Below are 24,240 nucleotides of genomic sequence, written 5' to 3'. Positions count from 1 at the left end.
CGTCGATCAGTCCAGATAGAGAAATTCGTTCGTCAGCATTAACGCTTGAGCCAGTTGGGCAAGCGGGTCAAGCGGCGGCGGAGGTGGCGACTGAAAACCATTGACCGAATTCCATCGCTGCTTTTTAAGTTCGCCATCAATGCCTTCAACGGTGGCGTCCCATGCGAAAGAGTCGGCTCGTGTTGTGGCGCCGGGACCGACCACGAAATCGATGGCATCGCCTCGTTTGACGGCCAACCGGCCAACTTTGGTTTCCTTGCTGCTTTGTTGCACCTTAAACGTTTCTGTCACATCGGTGCTGCGAATCATTGCAATGATGCCATCGCTGCCTTCGCGGGCGTGTTTGAGCGTGCCCGTGATTCGGACAACGCCTTCGCCCGGTGCGATCCAGCGGCGAACTGCACAAAACTCCTCGTTGATGCCTGGATGGCCACCGGCCATGGTCAAGCGAAGGTGTTTGAACTGGGGATCCGGGAATTCTTCGCTCGTTTGATAGACTTGCCCCGTCCAGTGTGGAAGTGGCGTGAACGTATCGGCGTCCAGCGGTCCATACCCGTATCGCCAAGTTGACGTGTTACTGCCGCTACTTGTCGCGTCGCCGCTAGTCACATCGTTGGCCATCCGAACAAACTGACTCGATGCCGAAGCTTCCTCTGGCGACGGTTCTCGGCCCAGCACGCGGCGATAGACCGCTGCGATGTCACGACTGGTATCGTTGGCCGCATCACGATGTCTTAAATCGCCTGAAATTTTTCGGCAGAGCTGTGCGACGAACGGATGGTTCATCGCAAAGAGAGCTTGCTGGGGAATGGTCGTTTCCGCACGTGACGCCGCCGACGCTGTGGGCGAGGCAAAGTCAAACGTCCGCAGCATTGGATCTAATTCGATTCGGTCGACGTAAGCATAAACTGACCGGCGGTTTGAATAGGGAACCTCGCTCAGCTTGACCGATCGGCCACCCAGTGTTAGGTCAAGCGAACCAGCGACCGCCAACATTGAATCTCGCATCGCCTCGAAATCCAATCGTCGGCGGTTCTGTCGCCAAAGCATCCGATTGCTCGGGTCGGCAAGCAATCCGTCGTCATGAACGGCTGAACTCTGACGATAGGTGTCGCTAGTCACAATCGTATGATGCAACCACTTCATCGACCAATCGTTTTGCATGAATTCTCGCGCTAACCAATCCAGCAATTCGGGATGACTTGGTGGGTCGCTTCGGAGTCCGAAATCGTCGAGTGACATTGCCAATCCAGTGCCGAAGTAACGTGACCAGATTCGGTTAACGGCTACTCGGGCGGTCAATGGATTGTCAGGGGCAACGATTGCTTCAGCCAATTCGCGGCGGCCGCTGCCGTCCTTGAACGGTTTGCGTTGGTCTCCGGCGATCAATCGCAGAAACTGTCTGGGCACCCGGTCGCCGCGGCGATTCGGTTCGCCTCGCAACATCACGAACGGCGTGATCGGCTTTTCCAAGTCGACCAATGTCATGGCTTTGGGCGGGGCACCCGGATGAGTTGCTTCGACTTCAGTGATGGCCTTTTCACGGTCGCCAAGATCTTTGCGTCCTTTGCCTAGCAAACGCGAAGCCGCAACAACTTGGTCGACGTCAAGATCCAGCCAACCGGTCGGCCCGAACAGCACCTTTCGGATCGCCGTATCAGCATCGTCTAGTTTCGCATTTGATTTCGCTTTGGTTCGTGATTCTTTGACCCATGCATTGATGACCGAATCGAAAACGTCTCGGTAGATCACCACCAAATCTGTCCTCGACTTGGGCGGGCTTTGTTTCAGAGCTGCGGCGATGCGCGGATTCAGATTCTGGTTGCTCGTCCAATTCGCAATCAACGTATCACGTTTGGCTAAAAAGTCTTTGTCTGAAACTGATAGCCCGTCAAACCAGGGGCCCAGCACTGAATCGTCAGACAACGACTTGTCGGTCAGCGTTCGAGCGAGCTTGTTGTTCAGCGGTGTCATCGCCGTTTCGACCACTTTCAATTTGCTGACCGTACCACGGATGTCCGACTTTTTTTGGATCGTCATGATGTCGAACCCGTCCATGTAAATGGCGAAGTCTTTCTTCAGGGCAGCTTCCGCTGTTCGCTTGAGCCCCTGTTTGTAGTCTTCCAGTTCCGCTTGTTTGACGGACAACTGATCGCGAAATTCAGCTTCGATTTTCGGCGGTATGTTTTTTCCCGGAATCACGGGAAAACTATCGGGAACCTGCGTGCTGGCGAACACGCCGTAAAGTGAATAGAAGTCTTCTGTCGGAATCGGATCGTACTTGTGATCGTGACACCGGGCGCAACTGACCGTGATCCCCATCAGGCCTCGACAAACCACGTCGATTTTGTCAGCAATCTGTTCCAGTTTGTTGTTTCGAAACTGCGGTCCGACGGTCAATAAGCCTAGGCCTGCTAAGTCAGGGGATGAAGGATCGTCGGTGTACGAATCCGCTGCGATCTGTTGACGTACGAAATCATCGTAGGGTTTGTCGCTGTTGAGGCTGTCGATCACATAGTCGCGGTATGTGTAGGCGTAGGGATAGCGGAGTTCGGCTTGGGCCTGCCAATCACGGGTGTCACCGTATCTTGCAAGGTCTAGCCAATATCTAGCCCACCGTTCGCCGTGATGTTCACTCGACAACAGCGTAGTCGCAAGTTCATCAAGCACTTCTTTGTCGGCCCGTTGGTCGTGCTCCAGTGCATCGAGTTGTTCGTGTGTCGGCGGCAGCCCGATCAGATCAAAGTACATCCGCCGCGCCAAAACCGTGCGTTCGGCGGGCGAGTTTGGTTTCAGGTTTTCGGTTTTTAAACGGGCTGTGATGAAGGCGTCGATGGGATTCGTGTTCAATCCATTGCTGTCGCCGGGCGGTGAAACTTTGGCGATTGGCTGAAACGCCCAGTGCCGAAGCGCCGCTTTTCCGATCGCCACTTGATCGCCCAAGGGAATTTGGTCTCCGGATTCGGTTTCCGCGAACGATTCGACCGACGTCCAAGGCATCCCCAGACGTACCCACTTTTTTAAGATGTTGATCTCGTCATTATCAAGTGGTTCATCGGGCGGCATTCGCTCGAAATTTTCGTCGCCAGAAATCACTTTCACGATCAACGAGTCTTCGATGTTCCGCGCGATGGCAGCAGGGCCACTGATTCCGCCTTGCAAGATCAATTCTCGCGAATCAAGTCTCAGATCGGATTCCTGAAGCTTTTCGCTGTGACACTCCATGCACTTTTCGACCAACAGGGGACGAACTTGGTTTTCGAAGAATTCTTCGCGAGGTGTCAGGCCGTCCGCGTACATGGACGCGCAGGTGATGATGGCAAGCAGGCAGGCAGCGGCAGATCGACGGTGGCTCATGCGGGCAGGCTCTTGGGTGGGGATCGAGGCGGGAACTCTATGTTAACCTGCCGTGCTCGCTTCGTTGCATACCAGTTTTGTGGTGATTGCGTCTCGGCGAGGTAAAATTTGGCTTCAGTTCGTGAAAATCGCCCGACTGACCCCTTTTCGAACACACTGTTAATATGTCGGCCGTGAACGTGCACTCACGAAGTTGTCATGAAACAAGGAACGATGCTTGATGCCCGAATTTCAACGCGCCCCCTACCCTACAACCCGAATGCGCCGCATCCGTCGGCATGATTGGGCTCGCCGTATGGTTGCCGAGAATGCGCTGACAGCGGCCGATTTGATCTGGCCCTGGTTTGTGTTCGACGGAAATGGTCGACAAAGAGTCGATTCGCTGCCGGGTGTTGATCGGTTAGGCGCTGACCAGATCGCACGCCAGGCCGTGATGGCGTGTGAGCTTGGCATTCCGGCCATAGCTGTGTTTCCAGCGACCGATTCAAAATTGAAGACCGAAGATGCACGGGAAGCCACCAATGCCGACAATTTGGTTTGCCGCACGGTTCGCGCGATCAAGGCCGAAGTCGGTGACTCGCTTGGTGTGATCTGCGACGTCGCGTTAGATCCCTACAGCAGCCATGGGCACGATGGTCTTGTAGTGGGTGACTATGTCGTCAACGATGAAACGGTCGAAGTGCTATGCCAACAGTCGATCGTCCAAGCCAATGCCGGTTGCGATATCATTGCGCCAAGCGACATGATGGACGGTCGCATTGGCGCGATCCGCACAGCGCTTGATGGTGCTGGCAAGTCCGACGTGCAGATCATGTCGTACGCGGCCAAGTATGCCAGCGCGTTTTATGGTCCGTTCCGCGATGCGGTGGGTTCGTCCGGAAACTTGGCCGGCGGCAGTAAGAAAACGTATCAACAGTCACCGACTCAGTCCGACGAAGCGCTTCACGAAGTCGCATTGGATTTGGCCGAAGGCGCTGACAGTGTGATGGTCAAACCGGGGATGCCGTATCTGGATATCGTTCACCGCGTCAAATCAACATTTGCAGTGCCTACCTTTGCTTATCAGGTCAGTGGCGAGTACGCGATGATCTGCGCTGCAGCGCAGAACGGTTGGCTGAATCGATCGCAGGTCATGATCGAAAGCTTGATGGGATTCAAGCGAGCGGGCGCTGATGGTGTGTTGACGTACTTTGCGGCAGATGCCGCCAAGCTTCTTAAGGCGGATGGTTGATTCGATGAGTGACGATTCAGTGATGCAGGGCCTGGCCAAACTTGCCGACGAAAAAATCAAATGGCACTGGGAACCGACGATGATCGCCGGCCAGGAATCTCGTTTGGCGGTAGCATCGGATCCCGATGGAATGCTAATCGAAGCCTGCGAGCGACAGGATGCCGGTGAAGAAGGTGTGATTGATCCGTTTTGGGCCGCAACCTGGCGCGCCGCATCGGGATTAGATCATTACCTCGAGCGTATCGATCTCAGCGGCATGCGAGTCTTGGAACTCGGTTGTGGAACGGGACACGCCGGTTTGGCCGCTGCAATGCGCGGCGCCAACGTTGTCTTGACCGACGGAGTAAACGATCCGTTGATGTTGGTCCGGATGAGCACGCTTGCGGTGGCTGATCGCTGCCGTGTCGAGCGACTGAGGTTCGGGTTGGATCGGCTTGACGATCCGAAGTTTCCGCTGATTTTGGGCAGCGATGTGACTTACCTGCGTGCTCTATGGCCGGAACTGGATCAGTGTTTGCGAGATCACTTGGCCGACGGTGGCGAGGTTCTGTTGAGTGATCCGTTTCGTTTCATCGCCAACGAGTTCCGCGATTGGATTCAAGGTCAAGGTTGGGACTATACCGAGCACAAAATTGAATTGGCTGACGACCCAGAGCACCCGATTCGAGTGATGCAGCTGCGTTTGGCCGACTAACGGCCAAGCCTTGTATCGACTTGCTGGCATTTATGATTCTCGTTGCGCATGCCGACAACCTGCAATGCCTACGCTTCAATCGTCACAACGACGTTCTTAAACGCAGGCGTCTTGCTGGACGGGTCAACTTTCCGCGATACCAACACATTGGATTCGGGGTAGTACATCAACGCATTGCCGGGACGTATTTCTTCGTATCCTCGCGCTAGGATGTTTTTCATCGATCCGGTGTCGCTCTTTACTGTGACACGTTGATCATGTTGCAGTCCCAGTCGCGTCAAGTCATCCGGATGCATCAGGATAATGTCTCGACGATCTTGGTTCCGATACAGATCTTCTTCTTCGTAAACGACAGTGTTGAATTGGCCTTCGCTGCGAACCGTCATCATGCGAAGTTCGGTCTCATCACGGCCCTTCAATTCGGGCAGCGAGTGGACGTGCATGATCGCGCGGCCATCGTCGGTTCCGAATTTCATTTGATGGAAAGTCCGTCCTTCGACTTGAAACTCTTGCTTTGTCTTGTCGATCTCGGTGATCTTTTCGTAACCCGGCACTACCGCACCGATCCAGTCGCGAATCGTCGTCGGTTTCTTCATCGCATCCCAATCGATGCCTTTGGTGTTCGGCACCAAACGCTCGCCGATTTCCGCGATGACTTCGATTTCGCTGCGCGGGCCAGGCAACCGCCGTGGTCCCCCGTCACTTAGCCGGATGTAATTGAACATCGACTCTTGGGTCGTCGGTTCGGGTTCTTCGTCGCGAGCTAGCACTGGCAATACGATTGTATCGGCGGCAAGTCCGCATGCGTGTCCTGTGTTCATCGTCGTGTTCAGCATCACGTTCATTTCTAAATTCGACAACGCTTTTTCCGCGAACGTCGAATCCGGGTTTGAACCGTACAGGTTGCCTCCCAAGCAGAACCCGGCCTTGATCTCGCCCAGGTGAGCCGATTCCATGCACTGCAGTGTGTCTTTACCGACCGTCGTTGGTAGGTCCACGCCAAACTTTGATTGCAGTGATTCGAAAATCTTGTCTTTCAGTTTTGGTGTCACGCCGACACTGCCAATGCCTTGCACATTGCTGTGCCCGCGAATTGGCATCAGACCGCAACCTGGCCGTCCGACCATGCCGCGGCACATTGCCAAGTTAGCGATTGCTTGCACGTTTTCGACGCCGTTGTCGTGGTGCGTGATTCCCATCGTCCACGAAAATACGACGTGTTTTGACGCCGAATAGACCTGGGCAATTTCTTCGATTTCGCTGCGTGGCACGCCCGACTTGGCTTCGATTTCCTCCCACGACAACGTATCAACTGCAATCGCCCATTCTTCGCTGCCATTGCAATGATCACGCAGGAACGCTTCGTCCATCGTGCCCATTTTCTTGACGGCTTTGGCAATCCCCCACAATAGCGCCAGATCGCCGCCGATGTGCGGTTGGTAATAGTGGCTAGCAATCTTGGTGCCCAGCATCAATGAAACCGGATCGCTGGGGACGCGAAACCGAACCAAGCCAGTTTCTCGCACCGGATTGATCACGACCACTTTGCCGCCGCGACGCCGAATCTGCATCAGCGTTGTCATCAACCGCGGGTGATTGCTGGCCGGATTGCCACCGATCAAGAACACGCAATCCGATTTTTCCAAATCAGCCAGTTCAAGCGTCGCGGTGCCGCTGCCGACGCTTGACTGCAACCCAACGCCGCTGGCTTGGTGGCAGTAATAGCTGCAATTGTTGACGTTGTTCGTGCCGTAAACTCGCGCCATCAATTGAAGCAGGAACCCAGCCTCGTTGCTGCTGCGGCCGCTGAAATACCAAAAGGATTCATCCGGCGTCAGCGATTTGAACTTTTCCGCGATTGCATCGAATGCTGCTTGCCAAGTGATCACTTCAAAGTGTGTGCGGCCCTGTCGATACCGGATCGGATGAATCAACCGACCAAGCCGTTCTAATTGGTAGGGTGTCATCTGCTGCAGTTGAGCGACGGACGTTTTCTTCCAAAAATTGGGGTCGATACCAGGTTGCATGTCGGCGGCCATCGCCTGCATGCTCTTCTTGCACACCTCAGGGAAATGTCCGGCCTCGTTGACCATGCCGCCCTTTTGGCCGCCCATTCCCAACGCGCAAGTTTTGCACGAGTTTCGAGACCGAAGCGCTTTGTAGAGTTTCCAGACTCCCCCGACTTCTTTTCCCTTCTTGAAGGTATAGAGAATCGCACGAAATCCACCGCCGCTGCCAACTTTCACGTGTTCACTGCCTTTCCGCTAGGTGTTGATTCCCCGTCATTCTAGTCGATGTGGTTTATCTGCAACCGGCGTCGGAATCATTTTCAACCGACGTGCGTTTGGCGGCCTCGCTTCATGACGCTAAGGCTTTGACGCTGAAAGAAACTCGCTCAGAATCGTTATGTTCTTGCTAAATGTTTCGCTCGACAGGTATGGCTCGCCGCTGGGCAACTTGAGCTGCCCCACCATTCGCGAACCGTCGGAGATGTCGACCCAGCGATCCGATTCGTCCAGTGAATCGGCGATCAACGACGCCTGCTTTGACAGCGACTTCAGCGATGTCTGAGACTTAATCGACTTGCCTGCTTCAGTGCGGTCCAGTGCTTTGCGAATTTGCGGAAGTTTCGAACTGACTTTCCATCCATAATGCCCCGGCAAGTCATCGTCTTGGTAGGTCAACGAGTACACGTCGCCGGAACGTTTCATGTACAACGGCCGGTTAGATTCCAATTCGTAATACCTTGCCAAACGGCCGTCGGAAAGCAGAGACCGCTGAAGCCACTTCAGTGCCGGCTCGATCGGTGCAAGGTACTTCGTTTCATCCGTCAATTCCGAAATCAGTATCAATGCGAAGAGAGTAGACTGAGTCTCGCTGCTCGTTATCGCTGGCGGTTCGAATTTGCGAGCCCAAGCCGGCTTCATCTGTGGCGTGTATTGCTGGGCGTAACCAGGTTGGGGCTCGGGCATTTGGGCCAGTAACAGGAAATCGCCTAGTCGGCGCAGCGAATCCAAAAACCGAGGGTCTTTGTAAACGCGATAGGCTTCGCCTAGTGTCTCGGCGACATCGCGAGCCAAGTTGTCATTGAGTGTGCTTAAGTACCAATACTCTTTGATGCGGTGTTCGGTGCGCCAATCGTATTCGGGGTAACTTGCTTTTAGATTTTCTGGCGGCTTGGTGCCGGTCGTCATTGGCCATGCTTGAGGGAACCCGCCATTGGCGAACTGGGCACCTAGCAATGCATTGAGCGCGAATATGACGGATTCGTGAATCGCTTCGTTCGCAAATCCGGTCGCCTCGTCCAGCTTCGCCAGGAATTGAATTGCCGATTGGCTCTTTCCATCATCGAGTGTCGAATAGTTCTTGCCACGACCGTGGCCATTGCGATAGTCGGCGACCTGAGTGCCTCGCGGGTCAAAGTCGATTGCACTGGTCCAACCACCTGACTTTAATTGTCCGTGCCGAAGCGCATTCCCAGCATCAAGGGCTGCCTGCAAATAGAACGGATCGCCCGTTGCGTGATAGGCGGCCAAGTAGGCCATCCCAACTGTCGGTGTACCCGGCGGCTGGACCCAGATTTGGTCCTTCGTTGCCGCCCCCTCGCCCGAGCGCATCGTTAAATCGAGCGAGTAATGATAGACATAGCCGCCGTGCGAAGCGACTTGCTGGTGAAAGTAAGTCGACGCACGATGCATGGCATCGAGCACATGTTGACGATTATCGCCATCCGCGTTTGCGATGGCTGAAAGTGACATCCAACACAGGAAGGTTGGGATTGAAGTCGTCATCCACAATCGAATTCGCCCAAGCATCGTTAGCTACCTATTTTTTGTTCTTCAAGCTTGCTTCGCGTCGCTTGCGAAAATCGGCAGAGATCGCGATTGCCTTTTGACGATCTGCTTCATCGTAGTCCCAAAACTCTTGGACTACGGCTTCTGTCTTGGGATAGTGCGAGCCGTCATCGCCGACATGCTTGCGAAGCGCGGCAAACTGTGATTTCAATTCGTCGCGAATCGTCGTGTAAGCGGCATCATCGTAGACGTTGTTGAGTTCCTCGGGATCTTTAATCATGTCGTAGAGTTCCCACGCCGGCGGCGTCTGGTCGCCTCCTGCGTAGTCGCATCCGTAGAAAAAAATCAGCTTGTGAGTCTTCGTTCGAATCGCCATTTCACCAGGATTGTCGTGGTGGGCCATGTGCATCCAATACCGATAGTACGTCGCCTGTTTCCAATCAGCCGGTTCCTTGCCGGTTTCGCAGATCGAACGAAACGACTGGCCTTGTACCGATGCTGGAATTTCGGCCCCGGCAAAATCCATCATCATCGCAGGGAAGTCGACGTTCTCGATGATCGCGTCGCTGCGAATTCCAGCCGGGATGGCTTTTGGGTAACGAACAATGAATGGCATCCGCTCGGACGGATCATAGGCCCAACGTTTGTCTTGGAAATCCTTTTCGCCCAACCAGAATCCTTGATCGCCGGTATAAACGATCAGCGTGTTGTCGAACAAGTTTGCGGACTTCAAGTAGTCGAACAATCGCTTTAAATTTTCATCAACGCCTTTGACGCAGCGAAGGTACTTTTTCAAGTATGCCTGATAAGCCAAGTGCTTGATCTGATCGTCCGACAGGTTCGGGTCTTTAAAGTCCCACTTGAATTCCTTGGGAAACTGTTTGGGCAAGTCTTCCGCATAAGACCGTCGCAAGTTTCTGCGGCCAATTGATGTTCCAATGTGCCGGGTCAATTCGTCGTTATAGCCTCGCGTCGCAATCGACCCCCAAGTTTCCGGCCGTTCCCACAGCGACTTGGGTTCGGGAATCTCGACATCGGCCAAGTAGCTGTCGTAGCGTGGGTTGCTTTCGAAATAGTCGTGCGGCGCCTTGTAGTGGTGCGACATAAAGAACGGCTTGCTGGGATCACGTTTGTTCTTCAGCCAATCCAACGCCGCATCCGTGATCACGTCCGTCGAATGCGAGCCGGGATACGCGACCGTGTTCTTAGGCCACGCCTTGTCGCCTTGGATACGAAACTCGGTGTCAAAATACTTGCCCTGGCCTGGCAGTACCTTGTAGTAATCGTAGTTCGGTTCTTCCTTCAAATGCCATTTGCCGATCATGGCCGTTTGGTAGCCCGCTTCGCGCATTGCGATCGGCAACGTTTGGTCTGGCCCCTTGATTTGGCCGTTCAAGTCAAAGACGCCGTTGATGTGATCGTACTGGCCCGTGATGATGCAGGCCCGTGACGGAGTGCAAATCGCATTGGTGCAAAATGCGTTGTCAAAGCAAATCCCGTCGGCCGCTAGGGTGTCGATGGTCGGGGTCGGGTCGAGTTCCTTCAACAAGGTCGCGTAGGCGCCGACGGCCTGAGCTGTGTGGTCATCGGACATGATGAACAGGATGTTGGGACGGTCGTTGTCACGCGACTGCTCAGCTTGGGCAGGCGACGATGCAGCGATCATCCAAACAACCAAGGGCAGCAAAAGGATTCTGCAATTCATAGCGGGGCGGGGTTAAAGGGCGATCGGTCTTAGTGCAGAAACCGATTCTACACCGGTCTCTCTACGAATACAGCGATTGGCCGGTAAGGTTGTCTGAATCGTACGTTCAGTTCGACTCACGAGCTTGGTCGGCAATCAAAAATGCGATCTCCATTGCTTGTTCGTAATTCAATCTCGGGTCCACATTGCTCTCGTACGCTCGTGCCAGGTCTCGACTGCCAAGCCCGCCTGAACCGCCGATGCACTCAGTCACTTCATTGCCCGTCAGTTCCAGGTGAATCCCGCCAACCACGGTCCCCTGTTCGGCGTGAATCGCAAACGACTGTCGGACTTCGTCCAGGATCTGATCAAAGTGCCTTGTTTTGATGCCTTCGTCGGTCGTGATCGTGTTGCCGTGCATGGGATCGACGGACCACAAGACCGGATGCTTCGCGGCGACCACGGCATCGATCAACGTGGGTAAGCAGTGGGCGATCTTGCTGGTGCCAAAACGACAAATCAAAGTCAACCGGCCGGCCTCGCGAGACGGGTTCAGCGCGTCCAGTAATTTGCACAATTCCTGAGGCGTCATGCTCGGTCCGACTTTGATACCAATCGGATTTCGGATCCCGCGGCAATACTCGATATGAGCTCCATCGATCGCCCGAGTGCGATCGCCAATCCACGGATAATGCGTGCCCAAGTTGTACCAACCGTCGCCTGCGATCGCTCGCCGCGTCAGCGCTTGCTCATACGGTAACAGCAGTGCTTCGTGCGACGTGTAAAAATCAACTCGCGACAAGTCGGATCGCGATACACCGCCGATCACCCCAAGCAGATCCAGCGAATCGCTGATGCCGTGGACCATCCGGTGATACTGACTTGATCGAGACGATTGCGTCACGAAATCCAGTTCCCAATTTTCGGGATGCTTGATGTCGGCAAATCCGCCCTCGGTCAAAGCTCGCAAGTAGTTCAGCGTCTGAGCTGAACGGTTGAAGGCTCCGATCAAATTGCTTGGCTGGGGACAGCGATCGTCCGCCGTGAAAGGACTTCGATTGACACAGTCCCCGCGATACGACGGCAAGCTAACGCCGTCGCGAGTCTCCAGGTCGCTGGACCGCGGCTTGGCGTACTGGCCTGCGATGCGTCCAACTCGGATTACGGGCTTGCGCATCCCGTACACCAGCACCAGGCTCATCTGCAGCAAGACCTTCAACTTCATTTCGATTGGGTCAGCCTGGCAAGCGTCGAAGCTTTCACTGCAATCGCCTCCCTGCAGCAAGAACGCATCGCCTACCGCCGCAGAAGCCAACTGAGACTTCAGCCGTTCGATTTCCCAGCTCGTGACCAACGGAGGGCGGGTCGCCAGTTCATCGATCACACGACCGAGTTCGTCTTGGTCTGCATACACCGGTTGCTGTAGCGCCGTTTTGTTCCGCCAGGACGATGGCTGCCATTCGCTCATAAAAGATTTCGTGCAAAGTGTGTGCCTCATCAAAACGCCACCCGCTAAATCCGCAGTTAATCATTGCGTCGCGGGTTAGGCCGGCGCCATTCCCATTGCTCGCCGCCAAGCACTGAGTTGACCGATATGCAACAGTAGGTGACCGCCGACATAGAAGCAGTCAGCCGCACCCACCGTCGGAAACTTCGCACGCATCACTTCGTCCGGAAGCTGGGCAGTGAACAGCTCGTCCGGCGCCGTCATCAACGCCGCCGACACAGCCCGATAGCCACTTAGGAAACGCTCGACCAATTCATCCTTGCCAGGGTAGATCGTGCCATCAGGGTCGTCGGCACAAGTCGCATTCTTCGAGAACAAATTTTGGTAGGCTGCACTCGGTTCGAAAGCCGATGCGTCCTGTTTTAAGTCGTGCAAAACCTTGGACGCGTAAAGACTGAGGTGTCCGCATACGAATGCCGGGTGGTTGGAAACGATGGCCTGGCCGCCAGGCCGGGCGAAGCGTCCAAAGTCGCTCGCAGCGATCCCCGACAACAGGCGTTCTGCATTGGCCAAACCAAGGTTGGCGGACGCAGCAAACATAGGTCCGATTGTTGACATCAAAAATCCTTTGCGTTCAAACAGGTGCTCTGCAGTCATTCAAATGGCTGATTGTAACAATTCGGCTACGAATAGAGAGTCCACTGATATGCCTGCCGGCAATTCCGAACGCCTTCAAGTGTCACATTGACGATCACTCGACACAGAGATCAGTAACCAAATCGGAGGCTGATCTCAAATTCAGTGGTTCGCCACGATTGAGTACCGGGAAGTTCCTCAGCGAAAACGAGTTCCGCAGGTGTGTTCAGGTAGTTGCACCGGAGATCGTTCGTGAGGGAGCCGTCTCTAGCGAAGATTGGCAATCAACACGCTCGACGCAACCTCACTGGGCATAGCGAACAAATGTGCCAGTTGAGTAAATTCGGCGTGCTCGTAAACCGACTCTCACACCACGATCGAATCCGGCTTCAACTCTTTTTCGGTTGAGAAAACATGATGTCCACTGATCCCTGGGGGATTCCGGTGGATCCTCACCCGCCACCTAATTTGAGTTAGATTCCGGGATTTCATCAGTCTATTTCTCCGCCGACGGGATAGCGTCGCATTCAAACAACTAGCAATTCCCCCGCGCCATCCTTCCCGGGCCGATAATCCCGGACGCAAAAATCCGCTGTTCGTAAACGAAATTGTGCCCAAGGATGCTAAAAACAACGGGAATTAGCGTTGTCAGCCACCAGCCCCCCCCACTCAACCAGTCGTCTCCGTTTTGGCCTCTAGAACCCTAATCGAAAGAACGCTAAACTATCGGAACAAAAGCACCCGTGGCACAATTGGATAGCGCATCGGTCTTCGGAACCGAGGGTTGCAGGTTCGAATCCTGCCGGGTGTACTCTTCACGATCTGCGGAATTGGCCCTACCGGCCAGTTCGCAGGTTGAGAGTCCTTCTTCGGCCAAGCTGGCCGGTCAATAAACGCCGTGTTTGGGCGTTTTTCAGATTCCGGTGATTTGCCCCGGACCTCTTCTCCGAAATTAGCTGCCCCGAATCCGCATGAGCCAGCGTCCGTCCGGGCGGTTTTTTCTTTGCGAACTATCGCGTTCTCTGTTCACAAAGTGGCTGCTTGTTACCACGCCGTTTGCTTCCGACCCGCCGAATCAGACGGTTCATGTTTGGCTTGGGTTAACAGCTTGAGAGTCCTTGATCGCTCGCCACATTTTGCGTTGCTGTTTCCAGTCGAGCGTCTTGGCGATGGGCCGGATGTCGGCTTCTTTGATTGGGTCGCGGCCGTTGACGGTGTTGGGCAGGGACAAGATTCAACAGAAGCACCGAAAAACTGAGTCAAATCGGCGGATCGGCGCAATAGTCTCGATGCCGATCGTTACTGATTGGTAATGTGATTCAGGAAAGATTGCCGAGTTCAGGCCGCGCGGCAATACGACCGAAGTAGCCCGCCAAGTCGCTCGCTCGTTCCGATCTCGGTATTCATGTGCGGTGGATGGGCCATTGGCACGATCAACTGGTTGCCCAGTCGCGGGTGATATAATGCGCCGTGTGATAATGCTTACTCGACAAACATACGCAACATTTTGAATCATTCTGGCAATTGAGGTTGACACCCGAGACGGCCATGATCGATCGCTCACGTGGGTGCAAAGGTCAGGATCGGATAGTGCCTGCAGGGTCTCGAACTCTTTGCGAGCGTGCTTCAGTCGAGAGTCGGTTAGTGAAGTGGAGAGTACTTGAATATGATTTGGCAATTGAGCAAACAACTCTGCATAGCGGTTGCGATGTTGGCGGTTATCGTCCCGTGCAATACGGTGCGGTCGGATGACCTGAAACTCATTCCCGAAGCATGGGATGCTTCGTTGGCGGGCGATGAAGTGATTAAAGGTCTCGTGAAGGTGACGGGGCCGGAAGTGAAAGGTGCCCACGATGCTGAGTTCGTGTGCGTCGGCGATCGTGCTTATATCGTCGCCGAGGTCAATGACACGCGGGCGGGAGAAAACTCTGCGTGGCCGGAGATCTACTGCACATTGTCTATCGTCAACCTGAAAACGCTCAAGCTCGAAGATGTCATTCCTTTCGCCCGCAGCGAACAGAAGTTTGAGAACGAAACACTTCCTGTGGGAGCCTGCTTCGTTCCCCGTGTTTTGCAGAAAGATGAGCAGTCACTGCGGTGCTACTTCGCCAGCGAGCAACCGGGCAAGCGTCAGGCTCAAACATGGTTTCGCGATTTCGATCTGATGACGCGAAAGTTTGAAGCGTCGATCCACAAGGCCAAGCTGAAGACATCAGCAGGCATCGTCGACATGCAGCCTCGCTTCTTCCACGACGATGCAGCGGCACGCGGGTTCAAGAAACCGGCAAAGGATTTTGGCCTGTATCTGTTCGACTCATTCAAGGACTTCGACGGGCAGAAGTACATCGCTCTGAACAACTTCCCCGGCCAGCAGAATGCACTGGCAATGGTTCATGACGATCTGGCGACGTTCGAGGTCCTCGGCCACTACAACGAACCGCAGTCGGCCGCGCTGAGCGAATCGGCAGTCAACCGTTTGCCGGATGGGACATGGATGGCCATCTGCCGCAATGATCGCGGTAATTATCACTTCACGACCAGTTCTGAAGGCAAGTCGTGGAGCGTGGGAAGAGAACTTCCTGTCGTTCCGAATGGTGCCAACTCGAAGCCCACCTTCGACAAGTTCGGCGACACCTACTACCTCGGCTGGCAAGAAGCGACGAAGATCCATGGAGCGAACCGCAGCGTATTCAACGTGGAGATCTCTCGCGATGGAAAGAACTGGCAACGCAAGTATCGCTTTGAGACTCCCAAGTCTTTTCAATACCCAACGTTCCATGAGCACAACGGCGCGATCTGGCTGACCGTCACGCAGGGAGACAAAGACGCAAGCCGCAAAGAACGCATCATGTTCGGCAAGCTGGAAGAGGTCGGACAGTTTGAGTCGCAGAGCGGTCACGCTCGCATCGAATGGCCCGCACTTGCCGCGGAACCGGCGGTGATGAAGGTTGGTGTGACTCTATTCACCGATCGTGGTTATCGGCTCACAGAAGCGCCGGACTTCCTGATCGGTCGTTCGTTTCTGCGCACAGGCATCGAAGGGTACGAACTTGTCTGCACAAAGCCGGGCGAACTCTTCCTCATGACGCTCAGCAAGCCGCATGAATCCAATCGCGGTGACGCGTTGCGAAAACTAGAATTCGAGCAGATCGATACTCCCGTGTTTCAGTTGTTCCCCGGTGAAATCAATCGCGTTTCGACGTGGCATCGGCAACTCAAGCCGGGCGACCGGATTGCGATGAGGAAACTCGCCTTCCCGGTTCTGGGTGAGGGGCTCGAGGTGAAGCTCGTGCAAACACAAGTTCGAAAGCAAGAGACTGCGGAGGAAACAGCGGCTCGAATCGCGGCGATGGAAAAAGTGGCGGACCACGCCCTCGTGCCACCGGTGTTGAACACATCGCCGCTGCCCGAGTACGACTACGAGATGTTGGATTACGGCATGACGATCGGGATCGAACGGACACCCAGTGGTCGATTATGGGCCTGCTGGGTTGCGGGTGGTGACAGTCCGGCAGCCTACTTTGTGCTGGCCACGTCCGACGACGACGGTCAGACTTGGTCGAAGCCGCGATTGGTCTTGGACTCGCATTCAAAGGACCTGCCGCGTGAACGCAGCATCCTGGTGGGGAATCTGTGGACAGATCCCCTGGGAAGGCTGTGGTTGATCTTCGATCAATCGATGGACATGTTCGACGGTCGCGCCGGAGTCTGGGCGACGCTTTGTGAGAACCCGGACGCTGATGAGCCAGCTTGGTCCACTCCCCGCCGCATCTGGCACGGCGTGACGCTAAACAAGCCAACTGTTCTGTCGACGGGCGAGTGGATGCTGCCGATCTCGTTGGACCAGCGGGGCGGTTTCGGGCCGTTCAAAGGATGCTTCCCTGAGCTGGATCCGATGCGAGGTGCGAACGTGTTTGTGTCCAGTGATGAAGGAACGACCTGGGAGCGTCGAGGCATGGTCACCTTTCCGAATCCCGACTGGCACGAGCACATGGTTGTCGAGCGGCGGGGCGGTTCGTTGTGGATGTTGGCTCGGACTGCGAAAGGAATCATGGAATCGATTTCGACCGATGGTGGACGTACGTGGAGCGAGGCGAACGAGCCGCAAGGCATTCGTCAGCCGAACGCGCGTTTCCATGTGCGGCGACTGCTGTCCGGACGCTTGCTGTTGGTCAAACACGGTAATCGCATCGACGCGCATCAAGGGCGAGTGCAACTCAGTGCCTGGCTTTCCAATGACGACGGCAAGACATGGCAAGGTGGACTTGTTCTGGACGAACGCGAAGGCATTTCTTATCCCGACGGTTTTCAATCGCCCGATGGCACGATCTACATCTCGTACGATCGCAACCGTGCTACCGACGGTGAAATCCTGCTGGCTCGATTCACGGAGGACGACATTCTGGCGAGAGAACTGAAGGGTTCGAAATCAAAACGAAAGATTCTGATCAGTCGGCCGCTCGCCTGCTTTGCGAAGCCTGAATCGGCTTTTACACCGATCTTTGACGGCAAGACCTTCGACGGTTGGGAACAGTCCGGGAACTGGGTTATCGATCACGGCGCGTTCTACCGAAAGTCACGCGGCGGTAACCTGACCTATACCGCGACCGCGGTGCCGGATGACTTTGAATTGCGGTTTGACTGGAAGGTCTCCGCAGGCTGCAACAGCGGAGTTTACTATCGTCCGGGGCAGGTCGAGTATCAGGTGCTCGACAACGTCGGCAGTCCCTACGGCGAGAATGCACGACAAGCCGCCGCTTCACTCTTCTTCTGCATGGCACCGTCCAAAGACGCCACGCAGCCTATGGGAAGTTGGAACACGGCGAGGATTATCTGCCAGGGAAGTGTGATCGAACATTGGCTCAACGGCGAACGCGTGTTGTCCTTTGATTACGCTGATCCGAAGTGGCAGTGGTACATTCAGTTGCTCGCAGCGCGTGGTGGCGACCTGACTGGACGCAAGGGACAACTCTGGTTGCAGGACCACGGTCAGGACGTTTGGTTTCGAAACCTGCGTTGGCGAGAAATCCCCCAAGACGAAGTCATTGTGGCCGAACCTTACTTTGAACCGATGCCTGTGACCGGCCAGGCTCTGGCGAAGGAAGAAGCAAGGGTAAAGGCAATGCTGGAAGCCAAAGAGAAGGCAGCGAAACAATAAATAATCTTCCGTATGTGCAAAGAAGAGCAACAATGTTTTTTGCAGCAGGTTGTGTAGCGCAAGCGACTGAAGATTGCTGCGTAACAACGTTAGGCAAGAAGGTCATTGCGGGACAATCCCCTTATTCGAATGCCGGGTTGCACGCGCTTCGTTTCGCCAGGTCCAGCTCTCTTCTAGCGAGTGTCTGTGTGCGGTTGTCCGTCGAAACGGTCGTCTGATTTTTGATTGATATGTTGCGCAAAATTCTATTTATTGATCGGTCATGCCGATGCGCGTTTTGCTGATTGCCACGTCGTCGATGTAAACGTGGTAGTCGGACTTGGCGGTCCAGGTGCCGCCGTAGTAGAGGTTCAGCCAGACGGTTTCGATTTTGAGGTTATCCACGTCCCGCATCCGCACGTCGCTTTTCTCGAAGACTAGCCGATCATCGACCCAGGCTCGCAGAACCCCGTCGTTTTTCCCAGGCGTGTTCAGTCGTGCTTGCTGTTCGATGCAATACCAACGGTTGTTTTCCAGTCCGTCAAAGCCGCCGCGATCCCACACCCAGTTGTCGCCATACTTGCCCTTCATATCGGCATGGTAACAGTAGAAACCAACAGGCGTATGGCTGTCCTTCTGTCCGTCGAACAATCCCCGCGCGGACCATCCGTCTTGACCGTTGACCGGTCGCCCTCCCCAACCCGCCCGGCCATACGTGCCACCAATCCCTGGCAGCTTACCGCCGCGTTCCGGTTTCCAGTCATCGGCGAACCTAATGTAATAGCGAAAGAAAATCTCTTCCGGCTCAGAGCCTGTTCGCTTTTTAAACTGAAATTCCAGACTCACACCGTAGTGTCCGTCTTCGTCGACTCGAATGCGGAGAGCCTTGCCATTGTGAGGTTCGAATTTTCGGGAGGGGTCGGATTCGACCGTATCGGTGTGCGGATCTCGCTGTTTAACGGCCCACTCGGACCACCAAGTGTCGGATTCAAAGTCGCAATGAAACAACCCATCGGGCGACTGCGCGAAGGCATTGAGTGAAAAAATCGACAGCCCAGCGATCGAAAGTGCGGTCAACGTCAGCAGATGAATGACTTGTTTCATAAATTTCTCGTGAAATGATCGACAGGAAACGTTCCAACCCAATTGCTCATTCAAGAACACCCGAACAAGAACACCCGGAGCTTGTCATCAATGGTTTATTCGGCCATGTAACCCACTGATTGTCTTTGTCTTGAATGCTCGCAGACCCCGATGAACTTCGCTCGGCAACTGACATCTCCCTGGCGATGATCTCATGAAACTCGGGTTTGGCACACGTTGAGCTTCCTAAGTCGCCGCTTGCAGAGCTGCAAAAGTTAAGCGACGATGCCAAGAGGAACAAGCGGGGAAATTGGCTTAGAGAGTGCCGATCCATTCTAGGTTGAAGCGTGCACAGGCGATGCTGTCGGCTTTTTCGTAAAGACACAGCACCGTCCCATCGGGCAGCACAGCGAGGTCGGAGTAGGCTGCTTTTCCGGGATCGAGCACTTTGTTGATAGGCCAGGTCTTTCCATCGTCGCGGCTGAGTTTGATACACAGGTTCTCACGCTTGCCACGCCCAGCAGGTTTTTCGTTTCCGTCTTTATCGAGCGGAAGCGAGTGCGGATTAGAGAAGATCAACGTGCCGGGCTGTGACGGATGCGCCACCATGCCAGCCATGCAAACGGGTTCCCAGAGTTGGTCATGAAAGACGGGCTTGCTCCATCCAGTGGCACCATCGGAACTGATCGTGATGAGCTTGCGATTTGGTTTCGAGACACTGCGGGTGACCAGCATGACACTGTCGTCGGACAAGGTCGCCAGCATGGTCTCGTTCGGGTTATTGAAGTCGCCTTCGTTTGGCACAGCCAGTTTGCCCGGCTGCCATGTCCGGCCGTGGTCGTCGCTGAAGATCGTCGCGGCAGCGGAAGGCGAATGATCACCCGCGTTGCCATAAGCCAACCAGATTGGCACCACGAGGCGACCGCTGCTGAGCTGAATGCCGTGCCCAGGGCCAGTGGCGATGACCTTCCAGTCATAGTGTTTTCTGAAGGGTTCAAACGTCGCCGTGATGTCGACTGGGACGCTCCAAGTGAGACCGTCGTCGGTGCTGCGCATCGAATAGCAGCGGGCATAGTTGATGCAATACAGGAACTCAATCGCGCCAGTCTGGCGATCAACGATGGCGACTGGATTGTTCACGGTTTGTTCACGCTCACCATCTTCCTTCTTGTGGAAATTACCTTGCAACCGATCACCGATGTGTGCGATGTGTTTGGCAGGTTCCCAGGTTCTGCCGCCATCGAGTGAGCGTCGTAGATGGATTTCAATTTCACCCCAATCGGAGCTGTTGTTCCGGCGAGCCTCGCAATAAGCCAGTACTGTTCCTTTGGGAGTCACGACGATGCCGGGAATGCGATAGCGAGCAACGCCATTGAATCCAGGCGGAAAAACATCGCTTGTTTCTCGCAGCGGTTCGGCGGCAGAAGATACCGAAAACATAGACAGGCAAAGGATCGCGATAAAAGTTTTCATAGAGAGGATTCAGATTAGTGTCAGTATGCATTTGATTGTTTCTGTCGCCCCTGATTTTGTCGTCATTGTCTTGGCGCGGACACAATCGGAATCATTGATTTAAAGAACGTCGCTACCTGCTCACCAAGAAATTCATTTCCCGGCCCGGTGAAGTGTACATCACTGGGATTTTGCAATTCGGCTAACCGTGGCGTGATTGCAGTGAAGAGATCATCCATAATGACTGAGTGTCGTTGCATCACTTCAGCGGCTGCTGCGTTGCGTTCAACGATCGACTCAGCGGTGTACTTGTCCGCGACGTCGGGTATCGGTGTTGTGCTGGCCCAAACCAGCTTTGCACCAGTCTGCTGCATTCGTTCGACAAGTTGTTCAAGCCGATTCGTGTAATCCGCCAGCGGTGTCGCTCTATCGTGGATTCCAAAATTGAAGTGGATGACATCCCACTTATTATCGCCTAGCCATACGTCAATCTTTTTCAAACCGGTGGACGTTGAGCCGCAGTTGGCGGGAGCGCGATGCACGTTGGCAATTCCTGCCAGCTTTTTTCTTACTGTTTGCGTATAGGCGCGTGAGACCGAATCGCCAATGAGAAGGACTCGGGGCAATACGGGATCGTCTTCGACGAAGTCCCAGGCGTTGGGTTTCCCGGCAACCTTCTCACGCTTATGAATCGGCAGATAGAAGCTGCCAAGTTCCGCCTGCAGTGTTTTCTCCCACGCCTGCTGGGCGGGCGTCAGCTTTGCCACCCAAGCTTGATACTTCTGGTCCAGTTCCGCTTCTTCGCGAGCCTTCATCGCAGCTGCTTCGTTAACGTTGGTCGGCTCCGTTGGCGAAAGCGAGCCTTCGTCGGTACGCAATTGATCGATCGGGATGACGGCCAGTTCGGCGCTGTTATTGTTCCAAAGCTCGCGGCCGGTGCCGATGCGGGCCGACTTGTCGCCGCTGTTTGAGTAGCCGACGTAGAGCTTTCCGTCGTGCTCGATTGCATACGGATAAGAGAGCGCGGCTTTTGGATGCGACTCGCCGGGGCCATCGGTGAATTCAGCATGGCGAATGACGAAGACTTTGCTGAACAAGGTCTCGCCTGATCTGCTGACAGCGATGGTCAAGGGCGAACGTCGCTTGCCGCTGTCCGCTGTGGTGGTGCAGACGAGATAACGCTGACCGGTGCTCAACGTACCAGCGATTGGTTTGCTGGTGGTCATCGGCAGATTGCTGGGACGCATCTCACTCCAGGTGCGACCGTAGTCTTCGCTGGTTGCAACAAGAGCTTCCGCTTTATCGCCGTAGCGAGAAATGTTTGTGATCTGTTTGTCGCTGACGATGACAGTGGATTCGCCCCACATCTTCTTGAGGTTCTTGGATTGCGGGATGGGCACCAAATCCCACTTGGTGAAATCATCGGCATGGCTGATGGCAACGATGGCCGGGTTGCTGTCACCGACCTTGAGCCCGGCCATGATCCAGTTGCCGTCGTCCATCTTTTGAGGTTCCTGCATGGGCCAGAAACCGTCTTCGATGACAGTGCCTTTCGGCTGCCATTGAGCGCTGGCCTCATCGAGAAGATAAGCCCGTGTATGAACGCCGCTCATCGTACCGGTGTAGGCTCCCTGAAAAGCCCAGAGTGTTCCGTTGTGCGAAAGAAATGCGCCATGACTCACGCCGATTGGGCCTTTGCCTTTGTCGATCGTGCTCACTTTGCTCCATCTCTCGCCTTCATCTTCGCTTACGCAAAACCTGGCTTCCTCCGTGTCGGTGTTCTCGCCGCCCTGGTTGTGACCAAACGATGAGTAGAGCCGCCCCTTGTGAAAACAAATTGCCGCACCATGCAGGAATCGATAACCGTCGCTTTCAAACTCGTAAGGCTTGATCACCGAGAAACGCACATCCTTAAGTACTGGTATTTCGGCTGTCTTGAGCAAAGACGCACGCTTGTCCCAGAGTGTTGCGGGCTCATCAGCGTGCAGCGTGGCGAACCGCGAGAGGAGCAGGGAAGCAAGTAGCATGAAGGTGGGGTTCATCGCGTGGCAGCTTTCATTGGTCTGTTAGAGCGTTATTCCAGAAGCCTCGGAAGACCTGCAGCGGATCAGCAGTCTTGGGGTCAGTGCCTTTGGGGGCAGACTTCCATTGCCAGTAGTCTTTGAACAAGGCGGCGGGATCGGGTGCGGTGCGGGTACTCCAGTATGCTCGGTCCTGCGCAACGATGTGGGCTCGCGATTGCCGCCAGTCGGCGTTTACGTCGTTGAACCAGGCATCGTGTTTCGCGGCAAGCGACTTCACGATCTCGGGGTGCTGGGCGGCCAGATTGTGCTGCTCGGCGGGATCAGCGTCGAGATCGTAGAGGCGTGGCGGGGGTTGCGGTGCGGTGGTGGGCGGGTCGAGTTGCCGGTCAAGCGGCATCTCCCAATGTGGCGTCACGACGCCTCGCAGATAGGAGGGATTGTCGCGACCACTGTCTTTCTTGAGCGATGCGTCATGGCCGGGCCAATACAGTTTCCACCGGCTATCGCGAATGGACGCGTTAACGTGCGGCACGGGGGCGTAGCGGTTGCGTTGGAACGAAAGGAAACGCCCGGCCACTGCGGGTGCTGGCTTTCCTTCGAGCAACGGCATCAGATTCATCCCGTCAAAAGGTTTAGCACCGGCCGGCGCAGACTCTCCGGTGAGGCTGTAAAGTGTCGGCAGCCAATCGCAACCATGCACCGCAGTGGACTCGACTCGTCCGCTTGGGATATGTCTTGGCCAGGCGACAATGGCAGGCACTCGGATGCCTCCCTCTAATACCGACTCCTTCTGGCCAGAGAAGACACCGTTGAATCGCATCTGCGAACCGAGTTCCGCGGCGGGTCTGAGCACTGGGCCGTTGTCGCTGGTGAAAACGATCAGCGTGTTTTCCCACACGCCCTCGTCCTTCAGCGTCTGAAACACTCGTGCTAGGCCCATGTCCATTGCCTCGATCATCGCATAAGTAATCGCCACAGCTTTGGCGACGTTCTTGCCTAAACGTTTCTCGTACTTCTGCACGAGCGCCTCGGGAGCCTGCAGCGGACTGTGTGGTGCATGATGCGCGAGCCACAACGCGAATGGTCTTGTCTTTTGCTGGCGAATAAACGTGATAGCTTCGTCGTTGAGTGCATTTGAGAGATATCGCCCATCGTGCTGCACGGCATCGTCGTTGCGGAGCAGATTCCATTTCCAGTAATCCTGCCCGCCGTTGGGAAATCCGAAGAACAGATCAAACCCGCGCCGGCGCGGCAGATAGTCGTCAGAATACGCGCCGTTGTGCCACTTGCCGATGAGCGCCGTCGCGTAGCCCGCGTGACGGAAGTAGTCACCGAAGGTTTTCTCGGACAAATCAAGCCGGTCGAGTCCGCGATTACTGGGCACATCCACAGCGCCGGTGCGATGATTGAAACGCCCTGTCAGAAACCCCGCGCGGGCCGGCGCGCACAACGCTGATGGTGAGTAATGATCAGTGAATCGAACTCCCGCCTTCGCCAGCCCATCGATCGTGGGTGTGTCGATTACAGGATTGCCATAGCAGCGAAGATCGCCCCAACCAAGATCATCGGCGATGATGAACAGGACATTGGGTTTCGCTGCCTTAACAGATTGCAACGCGGTGAGCGGGAGCAGCAGGAGGACGAGGATGAGGATGAGGACCGCTTGTTTGTTCATTCGGATTTTTTTCTGGCATCATCGAG

At 55.1% G+C, this 24,240-nt stretch carries 14 protein-coding genes and 1 tRNA gene; 4 read left to right on the top strand and 11 right to left on the bottom strand.

Annotation, left to right across the window (positions count from 1 at the left end; all coding sequences use genetic code 11):
- Positions 1-6 precede the first annotated feature (6 nt).
- Complete coding sequence (locus Poly59_RS00265; RefSeq protein ID WP_146532095.1) at positions 7-3,357, bottom strand: PSD1 and planctomycete cytochrome C domain-containing protein; 3,351 nt, start codon at positions 3,355-3,357, stop codon at positions 7-9.
- A gap of 220 nt (positions 3,358-3,577) precedes the next feature.
- On the opposite strand from Poly59_RS00265, the gene hemB reads away from it, so the two are divergent.
- Together hemB and Poly59_RS00255 are read left to right on the top strand one after the other, a co-directional pair.
- The gene (gene hemB, locus Poly59_RS00260; protein ID WP_246151270.1) at positions 3,578-4,588 is read left to right on the top strand and encodes a porphobilinogen synthase; all 1,011 of its coding nucleotides are present in this window, start codon (positions 3,578-3,580) and stop codon (positions 4,586-4,588) included.
- Between the two features lie 4 nt (positions 4,589-4,592).
- Positions 4,593-5,282, top strand: coding sequence for a class I SAM-dependent methyltransferase (locus tag Poly59_RS00255; protein ID WP_246151269.1), 690 nt, complete (start codon positions 4,593-4,595; stop codon positions 5,280-5,282).
- Positions 5,283-5,350: 68 nt separating this feature from the next.
- Here Poly59_RS00255 and Poly59_RS00250 read toward each other — a convergent pair whose 3' ends face one another.
- The 5 genes from Poly59_RS00250 to Poly59_RS00230 all read right to left on the bottom strand — a co-directional run bounded on the left by Poly59_RS00250 (position 5,351) and on the right by Poly59_RS00230 (position 12,825).
- Positions 5,351-7,528: an FdhF/YdeP family oxidoreductase gene (locus Poly59_RS00250; RefSeq protein ID WP_146532093.1), complete on the bottom strand. Its 2,178-nt coding sequence runs from the start codon at positions 7,526-7,528 to the stop codon at positions 5,351-5,353.
- Between the two features lie 120 nt (positions 7,529-7,648).
- A complete protein-coding gene (locus tag Poly59_RS00245) occupies positions 7,649-9,073 on the bottom strand; it encodes a pectate lyase (RefSeq protein ID WP_186775943.1) in 1,425 nt (474 codons plus the stop codon).
- Positions 9,074-9,107: 34 nt separating this feature from the next.
- Positions 9,108-10,781, bottom strand: coding sequence for a sulfatase family protein (locus Poly59_RS00240; RefSeq protein ID WP_146532091.1), 1,674 nt, complete (start codon positions 10,779-10,781; stop codon positions 9,108-9,110).
- Between the two features lie 106 nt (positions 10,782-10,887).
- Positions 10,888-12,228, bottom strand: coding sequence for a class II 3-deoxy-7-phosphoheptulonate synthase (locus Poly59_RS00235; protein ID WP_146532090.1), 1,341 nt, complete (start codon positions 12,226-12,228; stop codon positions 10,888-10,890).
- 75 nt (positions 12,229-12,303) lie between these two features.
- The gene (locus tag Poly59_RS00230; RefSeq protein ID WP_246151268.1) at positions 12,304-12,825 is read right to left on the bottom strand and encodes a DinB family protein; all 522 of its coding nucleotides are present in this window, start codon (positions 12,823-12,825) and stop codon (positions 12,304-12,306) included.
- 755 nt (positions 12,826-13,580) lie between these two features.
- Between Poly59_RS00230 and Poly59_RS00225 the strand changes: the two genes are divergently transcribed.
- Positions 13,581-13,654, top strand: a tRNA-Arg gene (locus Poly59_RS00225).
- Between the two features lie 273 nt (positions 13,655-13,927).
- On the opposite strand, the gene Poly59_RS29175 is transcribed toward Poly59_RS00225, so the two are convergent.
- Positions 13,928-14,074, bottom strand: a complete 147-nt coding sequence (locus tag Poly59_RS29175; protein ID WP_186775942.1) for a hypothetical protein — start codon at positions 14,072-14,074, stop codon at positions 13,928-13,930.
- Positions 14,075-15,691: 1,617 nt separating this feature from the next.
- Here Poly59_RS29175 and Poly59_RS30025 point away from each other — a divergent pair.
- Positions 15,692-18,001 (top strand): family 16 glycoside hydrolase, encoded by a 2,310-nt coding sequence (locus tag Poly59_RS30025; protein ID WP_390621412.1) that lies wholly within the window; start codon positions 15,692-15,694, stop codon positions 17,999-18,001.
- Positions 18,002-18,250: 249 nt separating this feature from the next.
- Here Poly59_RS30025 and Poly59_RS00210 read toward each other — a convergent pair whose 3' ends face one another.
- From Poly59_RS00210 to Poly59_RS00190, 4 genes are all read right to left on the bottom strand, one after another.
- The gene (locus Poly59_RS00210) at positions 18,251-19,084 is read right to left on the bottom strand and encodes a polysaccharide lyase (protein ID WP_146532089.1); all 834 of its coding nucleotides are present in this window, start codon (positions 19,082-19,084) and stop codon (positions 18,251-18,253) included.
- Between the two features lie 294 nt (positions 19,085-19,378).
- Positions 19,379-20,536, bottom strand: a complete 1,158-nt coding sequence (locus tag Poly59_RS00205) for a sialidase family protein (protein ID WP_146532088.1) — start codon at positions 20,534-20,536, stop codon at positions 19,379-19,381.
- 62 nt (positions 20,537-20,598) lie between these two features.
- Positions 20,599-22,557 carry an exo-alpha-sialidase gene (locus tag Poly59_RS29910; RefSeq protein WP_222436022.1) on the bottom strand — a complete coding sequence of 653 codons (1,959 nt, stop codon included), beginning with the start codon at positions 22,555-22,557 and terminating at the stop codon, positions 20,599-20,601.
- 13 nt (positions 22,558-22,570) lie between these two features.
- The gene (locus Poly59_RS00190) at positions 22,571-24,214 is read right to left on the bottom strand and encodes a sulfatase-like hydrolase/transferase (protein ID WP_146532087.1); all 1,644 of its coding nucleotides are present in this window, start codon (positions 24,212-24,214) and stop codon (positions 22,571-22,573) included.
- Between the last annotated feature and the right edge of the window lie 26 nt (positions 24,215-24,240).

The sequence above is a fragment of the Rubripirellula reticaptiva genome, from assembly GCF_007860175.1.
GTDB classification, from domain to species: Bacteria; Planctomycetota; Planctomycetia; order Pirellulales; family Pirellulaceae; genus Rubripirellula; species Rubripirellula reticaptiva.
The sequence above is the reverse complement of the archived record's forward strand: the minus strand, read 5'-3'. Positions and strand labels throughout refer to the sequence as shown.

Coding starts and splice junctions, on each gene's coding strand:
- Poly59_RS00245 (WP_186775943.1), bottom strand. CDS start 9,073: ATGACGACTTCAATCCCAACCTTCCTGTGTTGGATGTCACTTTCAGCC.
- Poly59_RS00210 (WP_146532089.1), bottom strand. CDS start 19,084: ATGAAACAAGTCATTCATCTGCTGACGTTGACCGCACTTTCGATCGCT.
- Poly59_RS00230 (WP_246151268.1), bottom strand. CDS start 12,825: ATGTCAACAATCGGACCTATGTTTGCTGCGTCCGCCAACCTTGGTTTG.
- Poly59_RS00265 (WP_146532095.1), bottom strand. CDS start 3,357: ATGAGCCACCGTCGATCTGCCGCTGCCTGCCTGCTTGCCATCATCACC.
- hemB (WP_246151270.1), top strand. CDS start 3,578: ATGCCCGAATTTCAACGCGCCCCCTACCCTACAACCCGAATGCGCCGC.
- Poly59_RS30025 (WP_390621412.1), top strand. CDS start 15,692: ATGTTCGGCAAGCTGGAAGAGGTCGGACAGTTTGAGTCGCAGAGCGGT.
- Poly59_RS00235 (WP_146532090.1), bottom strand. CDS start 12,228: ATGAGCGAATGGCAGCCATCGTCCTGGCGGAACAAAACGGCGCTACAG.
- Poly59_RS00255 (WP_246151269.1), top strand. CDS start 4,593: ATGAGTGACGATTCAGTGATGCAGGGCCTGGCCAAACTTGCCGACGAA.
- Poly59_RS00240 (WP_146532091.1), bottom strand. CDS start 10,781: ATGAATTGCAGAATCCTTTTGCTGCCCTTGGTTGTTTGGATGATCGCT.
- Poly59_RS00190 (WP_146532087.1), bottom strand. CDS start 24,214: ATGAACAAACAAGCGGTCCTCATCCTCATCCTCGTCCTCCTGCTGCTC.
- Poly59_RS29910 (WP_222436022.1), bottom strand. CDS start 22,557: ATGAACCCCACCTTCATGCTACTTGCTTCCCTGCTCCTCTCGCGGTTC.
- Poly59_RS00205 (WP_146532088.1), bottom strand. CDS start 20,536: ATGAAAACTTTTATCGCGATCCTTTGCCTGTCTATGTTTTCGGTATCT.